General features: G+C 30.7%; 19 protein-coding genes and 1 tRNA gene. 12 read left to right on the top strand and 8 right to left on the bottom strand.

Going from position 1 to position 17,923, the window contains the following annotated elements; genetic code table 11:
• The first annotated feature begins 151 nt into the window (after positions 1-151).
• From D1817_03065 to D1817_03020, 10 genes are all read left to right on the top strand, one after another.
• Positions 152-607 carry a 50S ribosomal protein L13 gene (locus tag D1817_03065; protein ID AXT18882.1) on the top strand — a complete coding sequence of 152 codons (456 nt, stop codon included), beginning with the start codon at positions 152-154 and terminating at the stop codon, positions 605-607.
• Entirely contained in the window at positions 607-993 is a 387-nt protein-coding gene (locus D1817_03060; protein ID AXT18881.1) for a 30S ribosomal protein S9, read from the top strand. The genes D1817_03065 and D1817_03060 overlap by 1 nt, the downstream gene beginning before the upstream one ends.
• Positions 994-1,178: 185 nt before the next feature.
• Entirely contained in the window at positions 1,179-1,973 is a 795-nt protein-coding gene (gene rpsB, locus D1817_03055; GenBank protein ID AXT18880.1) for a 30S ribosomal protein S2, read from the top strand.
• 96 nt (positions 1,974-2,069) lie between these two features.
• Complete coding sequence (locus tag D1817_03050) at positions 2,070-3,035, top strand: elongation factor Ts (protein ID AXT18879.1); 966 nt, start codon at positions 2,070-2,072, stop codon at positions 3,033-3,035.
• Positions 3,036-3,239: 204 nt separating this feature from the next.
• The gene (locus tag D1817_03045; GenBank protein AXT18878.1) at positions 3,240-3,947 is read left to right on the top strand and encodes a UMP kinase; all 708 of its coding nucleotides are present in this window, start codon (positions 3,240-3,242) and stop codon (positions 3,945-3,947) included.
• Positions 3,948-3,994: 47 nt separating this feature from the next.
• Positions 3,995-4,549 carry a ribosome recycling factor gene (locus D1817_03040; GenBank protein ID AXT18877.1) on the top strand — a complete coding sequence of 185 codons (555 nt, stop codon included), beginning with the start codon at positions 3,995-3,997 and terminating at the stop codon, positions 4,547-4,549.
• Positions 4,550-4,645: 96 nt separating this feature from the next.
• Positions 4,646-7,048: an RND family transporter gene (locus D1817_03035; protein ID AXT18876.1), complete on the top strand. Its 2,403-nt coding sequence runs from the start codon at positions 4,646-4,648 to the stop codon at positions 7,046-7,048.
• A 37-nt stretch (positions 7,049-7,085) separates the two neighbouring features.
• The gene (locus tag D1817_03030) at positions 7,086-8,516 is read left to right on the top strand and encodes an asparagine--tRNA ligase (protein AXT18875.1); all 1,431 of its coding nucleotides are present in this window, start codon (positions 7,086-7,088) and stop codon (positions 8,514-8,516) included.
• Positions 8,517-8,601: 85 nt separating this feature from the next.
• Positions 8,602-10,059: an RNA polymerase sigma-54 factor gene (gene rpoN / locus D1817_03025; protein AXT18874.1), complete on the top strand. Its 1,458-nt coding sequence runs from the start codon at positions 8,602-8,604 to the stop codon at positions 10,057-10,059.
• Positions 10,060-10,109: 50 nt separating this feature from the next.
• Complete coding sequence (locus tag D1817_03020) at positions 10,110-10,667, top strand: hypothetical protein (GenBank protein ID AXT18873.1); 558 nt, start codon at positions 10,110-10,112, stop codon at positions 10,665-10,667.
• A 61-nt stretch (positions 10,668-10,728) separates the two neighbouring features.
• Here the strand turns inward: D1817_03020 and D1817_03015 are convergent, their stop codons facing one another.
• The 7 genes from D1817_03015 to D1817_02985 all read right to left on the bottom strand — a co-directional run bounded on the left by D1817_03015 (position 10,729) and on the right by D1817_02985 (position 15,125).
• On the bottom strand, positions 10,729-11,208 hold the full coding sequence (locus D1817_03015; GenBank protein ID AXT18872.1) for a biopolymer transporter ExbD: 480 nt from the start codon (positions 11,206-11,208) through the stop codon (positions 10,729-10,731).
• A gap of 24 nt (positions 11,209-11,232) precedes the next feature.
• Positions 11,233-11,832 (bottom strand): biopolymer transporter ExbD, encoded by a 600-nt coding sequence (locus D1817_03010; GenBank protein ID AXT18871.1) that lies wholly within the window; start codon positions 11,830-11,832, stop codon positions 11,233-11,235.
• An 8-nt stretch (positions 11,833-11,840) separates the two neighbouring features.
• The gene (locus tag D1817_03005) at positions 11,841-12,290 is read right to left on the bottom strand and encodes a hypothetical protein (GenBank protein ID AXT18870.1); all 450 of its coding nucleotides are present in this window, start codon (positions 12,288-12,290) and stop codon (positions 11,841-11,843) included.
• Between the two features lie 30 nt (positions 12,291-12,320).
• Positions 12,321-13,091 (bottom strand): MotA/TolQ/ExbB proton channel family protein, encoded by a 771-nt coding sequence (locus D1817_03000; GenBank protein AXT18869.1) that lies wholly within the window; start codon positions 13,089-13,091, stop codon positions 12,321-12,323.
• A gap of 77 nt (positions 13,092-13,168) precedes the next feature.
• A tRNA-Ser gene (locus D1817_02995) sits at positions 13,169-13,256 on the bottom strand.
• Between the two features lie 73 nt (positions 13,257-13,329).
• Positions 13,330-14,355 carry an asparaginase gene (locus tag D1817_02990; protein ID AXT18868.1) on the bottom strand — a complete coding sequence of 342 codons (1,026 nt, stop codon included), beginning with the start codon at positions 14,353-14,355 and terminating at the stop codon, positions 13,330-13,332.
• Positions 14,356-14,357: 2 nt separating this feature from the next.
• A complete protein-coding gene (locus D1817_02985; protein ID AXT18867.1) occupies positions 14,358-15,125 on the bottom strand; it encodes a TatD family deoxyribonuclease in 768 nt (255 codons plus the stop codon).
• Positions 15,126-15,172: 47 nt separating this feature from the next.
• Between D1817_02985 and D1817_02980 the strand changes: the two genes are divergently transcribed.
• Positions 15,173-15,610, top strand: coding sequence for an acid protease (locus D1817_02980; protein AXT21214.1), 438 nt, complete (start codon positions 15,173-15,175; stop codon positions 15,608-15,610).
• A gap of 20 nt (positions 15,611-15,630) precedes the next feature.
• Positions 15,631-16,254: a DNA-binding response regulator gene (locus tag D1817_02975; protein AXT18866.1), complete on the top strand. Its 624-nt coding sequence runs from the start codon at positions 15,631-15,633 to the stop codon at positions 16,252-16,254.
• Between the two features lie 440 nt (positions 16,255-16,694).
• Here the strand turns inward: D1817_02975 and D1817_02970 are convergent, their stop codons facing one another.
• A complete protein-coding gene (locus D1817_02970; protein ID AXT18865.1) occupies positions 16,695-17,909 on the bottom strand; it encodes a 2-oxoglutarate dehydrogenase complex dihydrolipoyllysine-residue succinyltransferase in 1,215 nt (404 codons plus the stop codon).
• Positions 17,910-17,923: the final 14 nt, after the last annotated feature.

Genomic DNA, 17,923 nt, shown 5'->3' with positions numbered 1-17,923 from the left:
AATATTATGTGTTTATCTCATATAGGTTTAAAATTCATCTAAATTTTGACGCAAAAATAAACATTGCCTACTGTTTGCTAATCAAATATATAATTGTAAATTTGCAAACTCTTTTTGAGAGAGGAATGTTTAATTAGAAAAATAATTTAGTGTGGATACATTAAGCTACAAAACGATTTCAGCAAACAAAGCTACTGTAAATAAACAGTGGGTTTTAGTTGATGCTGAAGGTCAAACTTTAGGTCGGTTAGCTTCAAAAGTAGCAATACTTTTAAGAGGCAAACACAAACCTAACTTCACACCACACGTTGATTGCGGAGATAACGTTATTGTTATAAATGCAGAAAAAATCAACTTAACAGGTAACAAATGGAACGACAAAACTTATGTGCGTCATACCGGTTATCCAGGTGGTCAAAGAACTTTATCTGCTACAGAAATGTTTGGAAAAGATCCAGCACGATTAGTAGAAAAATCAGTAAAAGGAATGTTACCTAAAAACAAATTAGGTGCAGCATTATTCCGTAATTTAAATGTTGTTGTAGGTGCTGAGCATGCTCACGAAGCTCAAAAGCCAAAAGCAATTAACTTAAACGAATTCAAATAATGGAAGTGATTCACAAAATTGGTCGTAGAAAAACGGCTGTTGCTCGTGTATATATTTCAGAAGGAAAAGGAAATATTACAGTGAACAAAAAAGATGTAAATACTTACTTTCCAACTGCTACTTTACAATACAAAGTAAACCAACCGTTAGCACTAACTAACAATGAAGGTAACTTTGATATTAAAGTAAATGTTTTTGGAGGAGGTGTTACAGGTCAAGCAGAAGCTGTACGTTTAGCAATTTCTCGTGCTATGTGCGAGTTAAATGAAGAAAACAGAGGCATCTTAAAACCAGAAGGTTTATTAACAAGAGATCCAAGAATGGTAGAGCGTAAAAAATTCGGACAGAAAAAAGCGCGTAAAAAATTCCAATTCTCAAAACGTTAATATCCAGAATATTATTGGTTTGTTATCTTTTATTAAGATTCAAATCTTATTCAATAATAAAATTTAAACCAGTTATTGTTGTCCATAATTTTTAAAATTAGGATTTAGTTTAGCATCTAAATGATTAAGGCCGTACAATCGCCACTTAATCATTGCTAATTCAACAGAACGTAAACTATTACAAAATGGCAAAAGTAGAAGTAAAAGATTTACTTGACGGAGGTGTACACTTCGGTCACCTTACCAGAAAATGGGATCCAAATATGGCTCCTTACATTTATATGGAGCGCAATGGTATCCATATCATTAACCTTTATAAAACAGCTGCAAAATTAGAAGAAGCTTCAGAAGCTTTAAGCAAAATAGCAGCTTCAGGTAGAAAAATATTATTCGTAGCTACCAAAAAACAAGCAAAAGACATTGTTTCTGATAAAGCAGGAAATGTAAATATGCCTTACATCACAGAAAGATGGCCAGGTGGAATGTTAACTAACTTTGTTACTATTAGGAAAGCTGTTAAGAAAATGGCTTCTATTGATAGAATGAAGAAAGATGGAACATTTATGACACTTTCTAAAAAAGAGCGTTTACAAGTTGATCGTTTAAGAGCAAAATTAGAAAAGAATTTAGGTTCTATTTCTGATATGACTCGCTTACCAGGAGCATTATTTGTTGTAGATATTAAACGTGAGCACATCGCAATTAAAGAAGCACAAAAATTAAACATTCCAATTTTTGCAATGGTTGACACTAATTCTGACCCAAGACAGGTAGATTATGTTATTCCAGCAAATGATGATGCTTCTAAATCTATCGATAAGATTTTAACTCATGTTACAAATTCTATTGCAGGAGGATTAGCAGATCGTAAAGCAGGAAAAGAGGCTAAAGCTGAAGGTAGTGATAGTGATACTACTGCAGCAGCTGCAAAAAAAGCTGAAGCTCCAGCTCCAGTAGTAGCATCTCAAGAAGAAGAATAAACAAATTTATTATATAACATATTTAAGTCGTTTAGTTCTTTTCTTATAAAAAATTAAACGACTTTCATTTTATAACACTTATAAATCATAGAAATTATGACAAAAGTAACAGCCGCAGAAGTAAACAAACTAAGACAAGCAACTGGTGCTGGTATGATGGACTGTAAAAAAGCCCTAGTAGAAGCAGAAGGAGATTTTGATAAAGCAATTGACGTATTACGTAAAAAAGGTCAAAAAGTAGCTGAAAAAAGAGCCGATCGTGATTCTTCTGAAGGAGCGGCAGTTTCAAAAATCAATGCTGACAATACTGTAGGTATCGCTATCGTTTTAGGTTGTGAAACTGATTTTGTTGGGAAAAATGAAAATTTTGTTAATCTAGCAAACCAATTAGCTGAAATTGCCCTTAACTATAATTCTAAAGAAGAGCTTTTAGCAGCAGATTTTGGTGGAATGTCAGTTTCAGAAAAGCTAATTGAACAAACTGGTGTTGTAGGAGAGAAACTAGAAATTAAAGATTTTGCAAGATTAGAAGCACCTTATGTTGGTACATATGTACATATTAACAAAATTGCTGCATTAGTTGGTTTATCTGCTAAAGTAGATAATGTTGATGTTTTGGCAAAAGACGTATCAATGCAAATAGCATCTATGGGAGCTACAAGTTTATCTTATAAAGATTTTGATCCTGCATACGTAGCATCAGAAACAGAAGCTAGGATTGCAGTAATTGAAAAAGATAATATTGAATTAGGTCGTTTAGGGAAAACTCTTAAAAATGTTCCTAAATATATTTCTATGTCTCAATTAACTCCAGAAGTTTTAGTTCAAGCGGAAGAAGATGCCAAAGCAGAATTAAAAGCTGAAGGTAAGCCAGAACAGATCTGGGATAGAATTCTTCCTGGAAAAATGGAACGTTTCATTTCAGACAATACTACATTGGATTTAGAGCAATGCCTATTAGATCAAGGGTTTATAAAAGATGACAAAATTAATGTTGCTAAATATGTAGCATCTTATGGAGATGTTGCTATATCAGCGTTTAAACGTGTATCTTTAGGATAACACCTTTATATAAATAGAAATTTAAAAAAGCTTCTCAAAATTGAGAGGCTTTTTTTATCTCTAAAATTTAAATTTATTATACAAGTGTATTTTGATAAATGGGTTTTCGTTAAACCACAAAAAAATATGTAGTTTTGCTAAACTCTTGTTTCTTCATAAATAGAAATATTATAATAAATTACCAATAAAAGAACAAACCAATAAATGAAATATAAAAGAATTCTTTTAAAATTATCTGGAGAAGCCCTTATGGGGAATAGACAATATGGGATTGACCCTGATCGTTTAGCTGAATATGCTCAAGATATTAAAGAAATTATTAGTTTAGGTGTAGAAGTAGCTATCGTTATTGGAGGCGGAAATATTTTTAGAGGCCTTGCTGGAGCAAGTAATGGCATGGATCGTGTACAAGGAGACCATATGGGAATGTTAGCAACTGTAATAAATGGATTAGCACTACAGAGTGCTTTAGAAGATGCTAATGTACCTACACGCCTACAAACTGCAATAAAAATTAATGAAGTTGCAGAACCTTTTATTCGTAGAAAAGCGATGCGTCACCTCGAAAAAGGACGTGTAGTAATCTTCGGTGGAGGAACAGGTAATCCATATTTTACAACAGATTCTGCAGCCGTATTAAGAGCCATTGAAATTGAAGCCGATGTTATTTTAAAAGGAACTCGTGTAGATGGGATTTATACTTCAGATCCAGAAAAAAATATTGATGCTGTTAAATTTGACCATATTAGCTTTGATGATGTATTAAAAAAAGGTCTAAAAGTAATGGATACTACTGCTTTTACTTTAAGCCAGGAAAACAAACTTCCGATCATCGTTTTTGACATGAATACACAAGGGAATCTTTTTAAAGTAATTAAAGGAGAAAACATAGGAACAACTGTAAACTTATAAGGACATATTTGACTTAAATAATTATAGTATATTAAATAAAATTTACAATGGAAGATTTAGAATTTATTTTTGACACTGCAAAAGAAGCTATGGAAAATGCTATTACGCATTTAGAAAAACAGTTTGTAAATATTAGAGCAGGAAAAGCTAGTCCTGCAATGCTCGGTAGTGTTACTGTAGATTATTATGGTTCTCAAACACCATTAAGTCAAGTTGCTAATGTTAATACTCCAGATGGAAGAACAATTACAGTTCAGCCTTGGGAAAAAAATATGCTTCAAGAAATAGAGAGAGGCATTATGATCGCTAATATTGGTTTTAACCCTATGAATAACGGAGAAACTATTATTATTAATGTACCACCTCTTACAGAAGAAAGGCGTCGTGAGCTTGCAAAACAAGCGAAAGCTGAAGCTGAAGAAGCTAAGATAAGAGTCAGAAATGCTCGTAAAGATGCTAATAACGAAATTAAAAAGCTAGAAGACATTTCTGATGATCAAAAGAAAAACTCTGAAGTTGACGTTCAAGGTATTACAGATTCTTTTGTGAAAAAAATTGATGAAGTTTTTACTGCAAAAGAAAAAGAAATAATGACTGTTTAAAAAATACACATTCTACTTTTTTTATCGTTGTTAAGTGTTTTTATTTAATTTAATAATCTCTTTGATTTACCTACCTTTGCGCCATTAATTTTATATATGGCAAAATTACTTACAGCTGGATTTTGGGGAACTGTTGCAAGATTAATTCTCCGCAATAGGATTGGAATTATAATTGCCATAATTATTGCTACTTTTTTCTTTGGTCAGCAATGGGATAAAATGCGATTTACTTATACTGAAGCTAATCTTTTACCTGATGAGCACGAAGTAAATTTAGAGTATAATGCTTTTCTAGAAACTTTTGGAGAAGAAGGTAATTTAATTGTTCTTGGAGTTAAAGATTCTTCTCTTTTTACTGTTGAAAAGTTGAATGCATGGAATACTCTTTCTGCTAAGTTTAAATCTTACGCTGAAGTTGAAACTATAATCTCTATTAATAATCTTCAGGAACTCGTTAAAAATGAAACTGAAGAAAGATTTGATTTAAAACCATTTATTAAGGATTCTATTGGTTCCACAAGTGAGTTAATTACTTTGCAAAAGCAATTATTCGAAAAATATCCATTTTATGATAATTTTCTATTTAATTCAAAAACAAAAACGATACGCTCTGCAATTTATTTAGATAAGAATATTGTTAATACTTCTGCTAGAAAAGATTTTATTACAGATATACTTATCCCTAAAATTGAAACTTTTGAAGAAAAATATAATCTAAATGTTCACGTTTCTGGGATGCCATACATACGAACATTAAATTCTCAAAATATTATCGACGAAATTGGGCAATTTGTAATAGCAGCACTATTCATAACTTCATTAATTTTCTTTTTCTTTTTTAGATCATTTCGCGCCACATTTATTTCATTAATTGTCGTATGCATTGGTGTAATGTGGACTTTCGGGATTTTAGGGTTATTAGAATATGAAATCACTGTGCTTACAGCGTTAATTCCCCCATTAATCATTGTTATAGGAATACCTAATTGTATTTTCTTAATTAATAAATATCAACATGAAGTTAATCAACATGGTAATAAAGCAAAATCTCTACAGCGTGTTATTTCAAAAATAGGAAATGCCACTTTAATGACTAATGTTACTACTGCATCGGGATTTGCTACATTTATAATTACCGAGAGTAAACTTCTAACAGAGTTTGGAATCGTAGCATCATTAAGCATCTTAGCTATTTTTATTTTAGCAATTCTTATTATTCCAATCATTTACAGTTTTATGCCAATGCCTAAAGAGAAACATTTAGAACATTTAAATAAACGCTGGATTACATCTTTTGTAAATTGGATGGAACGTATGGTAAAGCATAGAAAAATAACTATATATATTACTTCTTTAATTCTTTTAATAGGTAGTATTATAGGTATTTATCAGATAAAAATATCTGGAAGCCTTATTGAAGATATGCCTCAAAATGCAGAATTCTTCAAAGATATTCGTTTTTTCGAAAAAGAATTTAATGGTATTATGCCATTAGAAATAATGATAGATACCAAGCGTAAAAAAGGTGTTACAAAACTAACTACTTTAAAGCGTATGAATGAGCTTGAAGATCTAATAGTAGAGATTCCTGAACTTTCAAAACCTATTTCTGTGGTAGGATTGGTGAAATATTCTAAGCAAGCATATACCAATGGAAATCCTAAATACTATCAATTACCTACGAGTCAGGAAAATTTATTCATTTCTTCCTATATAAGAAATTCTTCTTCTGATGTTGATTTGCTTAAAAACTTTGTGGATTCTACTGGGCAATATGCAAGAATAACAACTTTCATGAAAGATATTGGTACAGATAACATGGATCGAATTGAGGAAACACTTTTAAATAAAATTGAAAAAGTGCTACCTAACGATACTTATGAAGTATCTCTCACCGGAAAAGCTTATTTATTTCAAAAAGGAACCAAATACTTAGTTAATAACTTGATTTTATCACTATCATTAGCCATACTATTAATATCATTATTTATGGCTTATATGTTTCGGTCATTTAAAATGATTATAGTATCATTAATCCCTAACCTATTACCTCTTTTAATTACAGCTGGATTAATGGGTTACTTAGGAGTTCCCATAAAACCATCAACTATATTAGTGTTTAGTATTGCTTTTGGTATATCTGTAGACGATACCATACATTTCTTAGCTAAATACAGGCAAGAACTACTAGCTAATAACTGGAAAATAAAAAAATCTGTGTACGCTGCTCTAAAAGAAACTGGGGTAAGCATGTTTTATACATCAATTGTATTATTCTTTGGGTTTTCAGTTTTTATCATCTCAAGTTTTGGTGGTACAGTAGCATTAGGAGCTTTAGTTTCTGCAACACTTTTATTTGCAATGTTAGCAAATTTACTATTATTGCCATCTTTACTTTTATCTTTAGAACGTAGTATAGCAAACAAAGAAGTTTTAAAAGAGCCTAACTTTAAAATTATCCCAGAAGAAGATAAAGGTGATTCTAATTTATTAAAGTGAAACTATTATCTTTGATTCTTAAATTAAATATCTAAGAATGCATAGTACAATTGCTGAATTATTATCTCAAGGCAAAACACATACAGAAGTTGAAATAAAGGGATGGGTAAGAACATTTAGAGCGAATCGATTTATTGCTTTAAACGATGGGTCTACTATAAATAATATACAATGTGTTATTGATTTTGAGAATACAGATCCTTCAATTTTAAAACGTATTACTACAGGAGCAGCAGTTCATATAAAAGGAGTTTTAGAAGAGAGTCAAGGAAAAGGACAATCATTAGAAATTCAAGTAAATTTTATTGAGATTTTAGGTGATTCAGATGCTGAAACATTTCCAATTCAACCCAAGAAACACTCTTTTGAATTTTTAAGAGAAAATGCACATCTACGCACTCGCACTAATACATTTAGTGCTGTTATGCGTTTACGTTCTTCTTTGTCTTTTGCAATTCACAGTTATTTTAATCAAAATGGATTTTACTATATGCATACACCAATTATTACTGGTAGTGATGCTGAAGGTGCAGGAGAAATGTTTCGTGTAAGCTCTTTAGATGCAAAAAACCCTCCGCTTACAGATAATGGAGATATTGATTATAGTCAAGATTTTTTTGGTAAAGAAACAAACTTAACTGTTTCTGGACAATTAGAAGCAGAAACCTTTGCGATGTCTCTTGGTAAAGTTTATACATTTGGACCAACTTTTAGAGCAGAAAACTCAAATACTTCTCGGCATTTATCTGAGTTTTGGATGATTGAACCTGAAGTTGCTTTTCTAGATTTGGATGGCAATATGGATTTAGCTGAAAGCTTTATGAAATATGTTATTAATTATATTTTAGAACATAATAAAGACGATTTACAATTTTTAGAAGGTCGTTTAATACAAGAAGACAAAGGCAAACCACAGGCAGAACGTAGTGAAATGACACTAACAGAAAAACTAAGATTTGTAGTAGACAACAATTTTAAGCGTGTTAGTTATACTGAAGCAATAGATATTTTACGAAATTCTAAACCTAATAAAAAGAAAAAGTTTAAATACCCCATAGATGCTTGGGGCGCAGACTTACAAAGTGAACATGAGCGTTTTTTAGTAGAAAAGCATTTTAAATGTCCTGTGATTTTATTTGATTACCCTGCAAATATTAAAGCATTTTATATGCGTTTAAATGAAGATGGGAAGACAGTTCGAGCTATGGATATATTATTTCCTGGGATTGGAGAAATGGTTGGAGGATCTCAAAGGGAAGAACGTCTAGATGTTTTAAAATCAAAAATGGCCGATTTAAACATCCCAGAAGAAGAGTTATGGTGGTATTTAGATCTTCGCAAATATGGAACAGCAATACATTCTGGCTTTGGATTAGGGTTTGAACGTTTAGTTATGTTTACTACAGGAATGAGTAATATTAGAGATGTTATCCCTTATCCTAGAACACCTCAAAATGCTGAATTTTAAAAATCGTAAATTACATTCATTCTTGAAAAAACTCTAAACTGTTTTTTTTCGTTTGTTTATATATAAACTAAAGTAAAAGTAATTAATGCTTAAACAGTATTTACAATTTAAATTATCTCAAAAGCTATCACCTCAACAAATTCAGTTGATGAAGCTAATACAGTTGCCTACACAAGCTTTTGAGCAACGTTTAAAACAAGAACTTGAAGAAAATCCAGCATTAGAAAGTGGTAAAGATAAAGGAGATGAGTTTCAAGATGATTTTGATAATACTGGAGATGAATTTAACGATAACGAATCTATAAATGCTGAAGACATAAATGTTGATGATTATTTAAGCGATGATGAAATCCCTGAGTATCGCATGCAAGCTAACAACTATAGCATCGATGATGAAGATAAGAGTATTCCTTATGCTTCTGGAGTTTCTTTTAATCAACATTTAAAAAATCAATTAAGTACTTACATATTAGATAAAGAAGAATTTCAAATTGCAGAATTTTTAGTTGGCAGTGTAGATAATAGTGGTTATATAAGACGTTCGTTAACTGATATTATGGATGATCTTGCATTTACTCAAAATGTATTTACTACTGAAGAAAAAATTGAAAGCATTTTAAAAATTGTACAACAGTTAGATCCAGCTGGTGTAGGAGCAAGAAATTTACAAGAATGTTTACTTATTCAATTACAGCGAAAATCTCAAAATTCAAATATTGAACTTGCAATTGAAATTATTGAAAAAGCATTTGAACAGTTCACAAAAAAACATTATCAAAGGTTGCTTCAAAAGTTTGATGTAAATGAAATTCAATTAAAAGACGCCATTTTAGAAATTGAACGTTTAAATCCAAAACCTGGAAGTTCTTATTCTGGAAACACTAAAATTATTGAACATATTGTTCCTGATTTTACTATTAAAATTGTTGAAGGGAAATTGGAATTAATTCTTAATGGTAGAAATGCACCTGAGTTACATATTTCGCGTGAGTATAACAATATGCTTAAGGGGTATAAAGAGACTAAAGAAAAGTCTAAATCTCAAAAAGATGCTGTTTTATTTATAAAGCAAAAATTGGATGGCGCCAAATGGTTTATTGAAGCTATTAAACAAAGGCAACAAACTTTATTCATAACGATGAGTTCCATTATGAATTATCAAAAAGAATATTTTTTATCTGGTGATGAAAGAAATTTAAAGCCTATGATTTTAAAAGATATTGCTGATGAGATTGAGATGGATGTTTCTACAGTTTCTCGTGTTGCAAATAGTAAATATGTAGATACTCCATACGGTACAAAACTTATAAAGGAGTTTTTTAGTGAATCGATGAAAAACGATCAAGGTGAAGATGTTTCTACCCGTGAAATAAAAAAGATTCTTGAAACTGTTATCGAAGACGAAAACAAAAAGAAACCCTTAACAGATGAGAAATTAGCTTCTTTATTAAAAGAAAAAGGCTATCCAATTGCCAGAAGAACTGTTGCTAAATACAGAGAACAATTAGATATTCCAGTTGCTAGGCTTAGAAAACAAATTTAAACGTGAATACACTTTTAAAGAGTATATCGTATATTTTTCACCCTATATTTATGCCTCTTTTGGGGGCTCTTTATTATTTTAAAAAAACACCTAGGCATTTTCCTGATCCTGTCATAAAAGCTAAATTATTAGCATTAGTATTATTAACAATTATATTGCCTATACTTATTTACTTCTTACTAAAATCTTTAAATAAAGTAAAAACGATTAATTTAGAGACTACACAAGAACGTATTTTCCCTTTAGTCCTTAATGCTATTATAATAATTTTAATATTAAGAAGAATATTTACCGTTAATGATTTTTATGAACTCTATTTCTTTTTTGTAGGAGCATTCCTATCTACAATTGTATGCCTTGTTTTAGTTTTATCAAAATTTAAAGCAAGTATTCATATGATTGCAATTTCTGGAGTACTAATGTTTTTTATTGGTATTAGTATTCATTTTAGTAAAAACAGTAATCTTGTTATTGCTTTACTTTTTTTAATATCAGGAGCAATAGCATCTTCTAGGTTATATTTAAAAGCACATACTCCTGCAGAGTTAATAATAGGTTTTTTTATTGGATTTATTCCTCAACTAATTTTATTTAATTATTGGTTATAAAAAGAAAAGAGCATCCTTAGGGGACGCTCTTTTCTTTTTATGTAAGACGAATATTAATTTTCTAATTATTATTTTTAGAAGATTCTCCTTGTCTAGTGGTGTAGTTAATTTTTAAAGCGTTAGCTTTTCTAAGTTCTTGCTTTACATCTCCTACAATTCCCATATTAGATTTATGATCTACTTTTAAAGACATGGTTAAAAATGGAACTAATTCCTCTCTTAACAAAGCTCTTTCTGCGTTAACAAATGGCACAACATCTTTTACCGCAGCAAATTGATCATTAAGCTGTATTCTAGCTTCTTTCCCAAATTGTTTATAGTTCTCACTAGGTTTTCCTATATAAATGTAACTTACAGGATTTTTCTTATCTAGTTTTTCAATCTGATCTGCAAAAGGTAGTTGATTTTCAATTTTAAGAGTATCTTCTCTCAACACAGTAGCAACCATAAAGAAAAATAACAACATAAAAACGATATCTGGTAAGGATGCAGTATTTACTGCTGGTATTTCTCCTCCTTTTTTCTTTTTAAATTTAGACATATTTTATCTGTTTTCTATAAATTACTATAATACTTCTGATAACTTTTGAGGATATTCAAGTTTTATCCTTTCAATTTTTTCTTTTAAAGTTTCTTTATTCCCAACCCATTTTACATCTTTATAGTTTTTTTCCATTTGAATAAATGATTCCCCATAAAGTTCCTGAGCTCTTCTATTTCTTAACTCATTATAAGCAGCATAAAGTTCATTCTGAACAGATATAAAAGCTCCGTAACTAGTTTCTCTTTCATTTTTTAAAGAGATAATTGCCTTATTAGGGTGATCTGAAGATGTTGGGTCTTTTTTTCCTTTACAATAATCACATGCGTTTCCATCTGCATCAACATCAGCTCCATTATCTAAAAACTCGATAGCTGCAGCTCTAATATCTTTTATCTCCATCAACTCATCTTCTACAAATAACTGATCATTACCATTCATTAATACAGTGAAAATATTTTTCTGCTTAATAACGGGCGGTTCAGTTTCATCTATTGGTGGTAACTTCCTATTTAATCCTGAATCCGATTCAATAGTTGTTGTAACCAAGAAGAATATTAATAATAAGAAGGCTATATCTGCCATAGAACCAGCATTTACTTCTGGTGAACCTCTTCTTGCCATAATCTAAATTATTTAATCATTTTTTTAACTCCTGTAAACAGCATGGCTCCTCCTGCAATAATTGCCAACGCATAGAACATGTATAAACCAGCTCCAATTAGTTGAGATTGTCCAACTGTTAATATACCACCATCTCTTAACGGTGTTTCTACACCTTTAGCGAAACCAAAATAACATATTAATGCAATCAAAGCAAAAGCTCCTACACCAATTAATGTACTTTTAAGTGATGCTGTATTAGATACTATATTTATTAAACTAAATAGTACTACAGCAGCTAAAGTAATTCCTAATACTACATAAGCAATTAACATAAATGGGTTAATTAAACTTGTATCACCATTTTCTGCAGCTGCTTCAATTGCATCATCACCAGCTCCTACTATTCTAACTAGAAAGATTATAGCTAGAACGCCTACAATTGCAGCTACTATGGTTAATATTTTTTGTAATTTCATAATCGTTTATGATTTAAAATTGTGTAATTATTACTTCTTGTGTTTTACTAATAGATCCATCAAAGAAATAGATGCATCTTCCATATCATTTACAATACTATCAATTTTAGCAATGATATAGTTATAAAATATTTGAAGAATAATTGCAACAATTAAACCAAATACTGTTGTTAAAAGTGCTACTTTAATACCACCTGCAACAAGTGAAGGTTGCATATCACCTGCAGCTTCAATTTTATCGAATGCTTGGATCATACCAATTACTGTTCCCATAAATCCTAACATTGGTGCTAATGCGATAAACAATGATATCCAAGATACATTCTTTTCTAATTGTCCCATTTGTACACCTCCATAAGCTACAACAGCTTTTTCGGCAGCATCAATATCTTCTTCTGCTCTATCTAAACCTTGATAGAAAATAGAAGCTACAGGACCTTTTGTATTTCTACAAACCTCTTTAGCTGCTTCAACACCTCCAGAAGAAAGTGCGTCTTCAACATTTTGAGTTAATTTTTTTGAGTTTGTAGTTGATAAGTTTAAAAAGATAATTCTTTCAATAGCAATTGCTAAACCTAGAATTAAACATAACAATACAATACCCATAAATCCAGGACCTCCTTCAATAAATCTCTTTTTTAATTCTTGATGAAATCCAACAGATTCTGCTGGAGCAGCATCATCTTGTATTGTTGTATTAACAACTGTATTAACAATTGTAGTTGTGTTCGCATTAGTAGCATTTGCGTTTCCGAATGCCATTAGTAATGCGATGGCTAGAATAGAAAATAATCTTTTCATTGTTCTTAATCTTAATTTTAATTAGTTAAAGCGTTAAAGATATAAAAAAAATATAATTTATAACTCAAAATGTTCAGCAGAGAGGAAGGGATTCGAACCCTCGATACGCTTTTAACGTATACACACTTTCCAGGCGTGCGCCTTCGACCGCTCGGCCACCTCTCTGTAAATCTAATTTTTTTTACAGACGGGGAATTAACAAAAAAAAGTTTAATCCTTAAAATTTTGTTTGTTAATTTTAACCCAACTCTCCTCTTAGAGCTGTTTCGTAAGCAATTTTAAATGTCTTTTTAGGTAAATTCTCATTTAATAAGTACATCAATTTTGTAATTGCTGCTTCAGTAGTAATATCATTTCCAGAAATTACACCTATTTTTTTTAACAACGTACTCGTTTCATATTGCCCCATTATAACACTTCCTCCTGAACATTGAGTTACATTCACAATATGTGTACCATTCTCTATAGCATTATTTAATAAATCTACAAACCATTTACTTGTTGTTGTATTACCTGCTCCAAAAGTTTCCAAAACTACTCCTTCTAATTTTGGCATTGATAGTATTGCTTTTATAATTGTTTCAGAAATTCCAGGAAAGAGCTTAACAATAACAATATTGGTATTTAATTTTTTATGAACTTTTAATTTCTTTCTAGTATTTGGTTTAAAAAGATAATCTTCATTTATCTTTAAATGCACACCTGACTCAACTAGAGCTGGGTAATTAGGTGAAGCAAATGCTTCAAAATGTTCTGCATTTATTTTAGTAGTTCGATTCGCACGATATAATTTAAACTCAAAATATATAGCAACTTCTCTAATAACTGGTTTATTTCTCTTCTGTAATGCTGCTATTTGTATAGATGTAATTAAATTTTCTTTAGCATCGGTACGCAAATCTCCTATTGGCAACTGAGATCCTGTAAATACAACAGGTTTAGCCAAGTTTTCTAACATAAAACTTAATGCTGAAGCTGTATAACTCATCGTATCACTTCCGTGTAAAACTACAAAGCCATCACTGGTATTATAATTATTTTCAATAATTTCCGCTATCTCCTTCCAATATTCAGGGCTCATATTTGAAGAATCTATAGGCTCGTTAAACGAAAACGTTGTAATGTTACAGTCTAAAAGTTTTAACTCAGGAATTTTTAATAATAAATTATCAAAATCAAAAGAACGTAAAGCTCCTGTTCCCGAATCTTTTATCATACCAATAGTACCTCCAGTATATATTAATAAGATGTTTGATTTACTCATAATTAAATTCCAAATACAGTTTTTGAATTTGCCGTGGTAATTTCGGCAATTTTTTCTTTAGAGCAATTATATATATAGGACAACTTTTCTAACACATTAATTATATAACTACTTTCATTTCTTTTCCCTCTATATGGAACTGGAGCTAAATAAGGTGAATCTGTTTCTAAAACGATATGCTTCAAATCAATTTGATTTAAAAATTGATCTATTTTTCCATTTTTAAAAGTTACTACTCCTCCAATCCCTAGTTTCATATTATAAGAGATTGCTTGATGTGCTTGCTCAATTGTTCCGGTAAAACAATGAAAAATCCCAAATAGCCCTTCTCCTTTTTCTTCCTCTAACACTTCAAAAACTTCATCAAAAGCATTTCTACAATGTATAACTATAGGTAATTTAAACTTTTTGGCTAATCGTATTTGATGACGAAATGCACTTTTTTGGATTGCTAATGTTGTTTTATCCCAGTACAAATCTATTCCTATTTCTCCAATTCCAATAAATGAGCGTTTAGTCAATAAGTTTTCTACGTGGTGTAATTCCTCTTCATAGTTTTCTTTAACATGTGTGGGGTGTAATCCAGTCATTAAAAATACATTATCCGGATAATCTTTTTCCAACTGCATCATGGCTTCTGTATATGTCGAATCGATTGCAGGGATAAAAAAACGTGTTATATTTTCTTTAATAGCACGGGCCATTATCTTATCTCTATCTTCATCAAAAGCTTCACTATATAAATGAGTGTGAGTATCTGTAATTATCATCTAGCAAAAGTAAGCTTTGATTCCTATATTTGAAAAAAATAAAATTAATCGTGTTAAAAGATTTTCTATCTGAGAAAGGATATATTAGAATTAAATTAAAGCTTATTAAAACCAATCATTTTGAAGTAAAAGCTATTATCAATGGTACAAAAGGACGTTTTATATTAGATACCGGAGCTTCTGCTTCTTGTGTTGGATTTGAAGCTATAGAAAACTTTAAGTTGAATGTGCAAGATTCTAAAATTAAAGCTGCTGGAGCTGGTGCTACAGATATGCATACGCAAGTATCTAAAAAAAACAAAATTACTATTGGTAAATGGAAACAAGAAAAAGTGACTTTAGTTTTATTTAATCTTGTTCATGTAAATACAGCACTAACAAATCACGGGTCAGATTCTGTTAATGGAATTATTGGAGCTGATATTTTAAAAAAAGGAAAGGCTATTATAGATTATCATAAAAAATATTTATATCTTAAGCCGTAATAGCAAATTAATACATCCCTATGCAACCATCCATAATTATCGCGGATGACCATCCTCTCATTTTAAAAGGTCTCCATGATTTTCTAATCGAAAAAAAATTTGATATCATAGATAGCGCAACAGATGGTAAAGCTGCTTTCGAACTCATATTAAAACACCGCCCAGATATTGCTATTCTTGATATTAGAATGCCTTTAATGACCGGTTTAGAAATAGCTAAAGCTTGTAAAGTAAAAGGCATTAATACAAAAATTGCTGTAATCACTTTTGAGAAAAGTGCTGAACTTTATTATGAAGCTATCAATTTAGGAGTTTATGGGTATATTTTAAAAGAATTTGCACTGGTTGAAATTGAAAAATGTATTAAATCTATATTATTAGACACCCCCTATTTTAGTCCAGAGCTTATGAAACATTTAGAATCCCTTAACATCCCTAAAGGTTTTGAGCTCTTAACCGGAACTGAAAAAAGGATAATAGAATTAATCTCTAAAAACCAAACTGCAGCAGAGATTGCAGAACTTCAAGAAGTTTCTATTAGAACTATTGAAAAACATAGAAGTAATATTATAAAAAAATTAAACCTTACTCATAAACCGAATACACTTCTTATTTGGGCAAAAGAAAATCAAGATTTCTTTTAGTTTTATACTTTAATTTAACTCTTATTCAAAAATTTAATACTATAAAACCTTAAATTTTAGTTTTTTTGAAAAAAAACTAAAATTTAAACAATTGACTATCAATACTTTAAAATTAAAAAAATAACATATACGTAGCCCTACGTATTGTTTGGTATTACTTTAATGATGATATTTACATAGCTATTAATTAATTATCTTTTAAATAAAGAGGGATATAAAAACCCTGAGGTAGGGCTCGGGGTTTTTTCTTTTTGGTAGTTATTTTTCAACAGCATATAACCATTAATGGAAGATAAAAATACTTTAAAAAACAAGGTATTATTAATTGGACTAATTACAATTGTTATAATTGTAATTTCTTTTAATATTTTAGTTAGTTTATTATGAATAAAAAAGGCGTAATTAAATTACGCCTTTTTGATCATCTAAAATTTTATGTTTTATAATTCTAAAGCTTTTTTAATGTCATTATCCATTAATAATTCTTGAGGATTCTCTAAAGCTTCTTTTACAGCTACTAAAAACCCTACACTTTCTTTACCATCAATAATTCTATGATCATAAGATAAAGCAACATACATAATAGGTCTTATTACTACTTGTCCATCTATAGCAACTGGTCTCTCAACAATATTATGCATTCCTAAAATACCGCTTTGCGGTGGATTAATGATTGGAGTAGATAGCATACTACCAAATACACCACCATTAGAAATCGTAAAAGTGCCTCCTGTCATTTCATCTACAGTAATTTGCCCATCACGTGCACGAATTGCTAAACGTTTTACTTCAGCCTCTACACCTCTAAATGTTAAATTTTCTGCATTTCTAATTACTGGTACCATTAATCCCTTTGGTCCAGATACAGCAATACTAACATCAACAAAATCATAAGTTAGCATTTCTTTACCATCTATCATAGAATTTACTGCTGGGTATAGTTTTAATGCTCTAACTACTGCCAAAGTAAAGAAACTCATAAATCCTAAACCAACACCATGTTTCGCTTTAAACACTTCTTTATATTCTTTACGAAGTTCAAATATTGGAGACATATCCACCTCATTAAAGGTCGTTAACATTGCTGTTGTATTTTTAGCTTCAACTAGACGTTCTGCAACTTTACGACGCAACATTGACATTTTACTTCTTGAAGTTCCTCTACTTCCACCAGTAGGTGATCCCATAGAAGGTATTGCTTGAACAGCATCTTCTTTTGTAATTCTACCATCAACTCCAGTTCCTAAAACTTCACTTGTAGATATTCCTTTTTCATCTAAAATCTTTTTAGCTGCTGGACTAGCTGTACCGCTCGCATAAGTCTTAGTTTCTACAATAGGAGTAGTTTTTGGAAGTTCTGCTTTAGGAGTTTCTTTTTGTTCTTCTTTAACTGATGCTTCTCCTGCTTGTGGTTTGGCAGCACTTGTATCTATTAAGCATACTATTGCTCCAACCTCTACTGCATCTCCTTCTTCAGCTTTGAGTGTAATTGTTCCACTAGCTTCCGCTGGAAGTTCAAGAGTCGCTTTATCACTATCAACCTCAGCTATAGCTTGATCTTTTTCTACATAATCCCCATCTTGCACTAACCATTCTGCAATTTCAACTTCTGTAATTGACTCCCCTGGTGAAGGAACTTTCATTTCTAAAATCATTATTCTATAATTTT

Source organism: Flavobacteriaceae bacterium (assembly GCA_003443635.1).
In the GTDB taxonomy this organism is placed as follows: Bacteria; Bacteroidota; Bacteroidia; order Flavobacteriales; family Flavobacteriaceae; genus AU392.
This window is presented reverse-complemented; position numbering and strand designations above follow the sequence as displayed.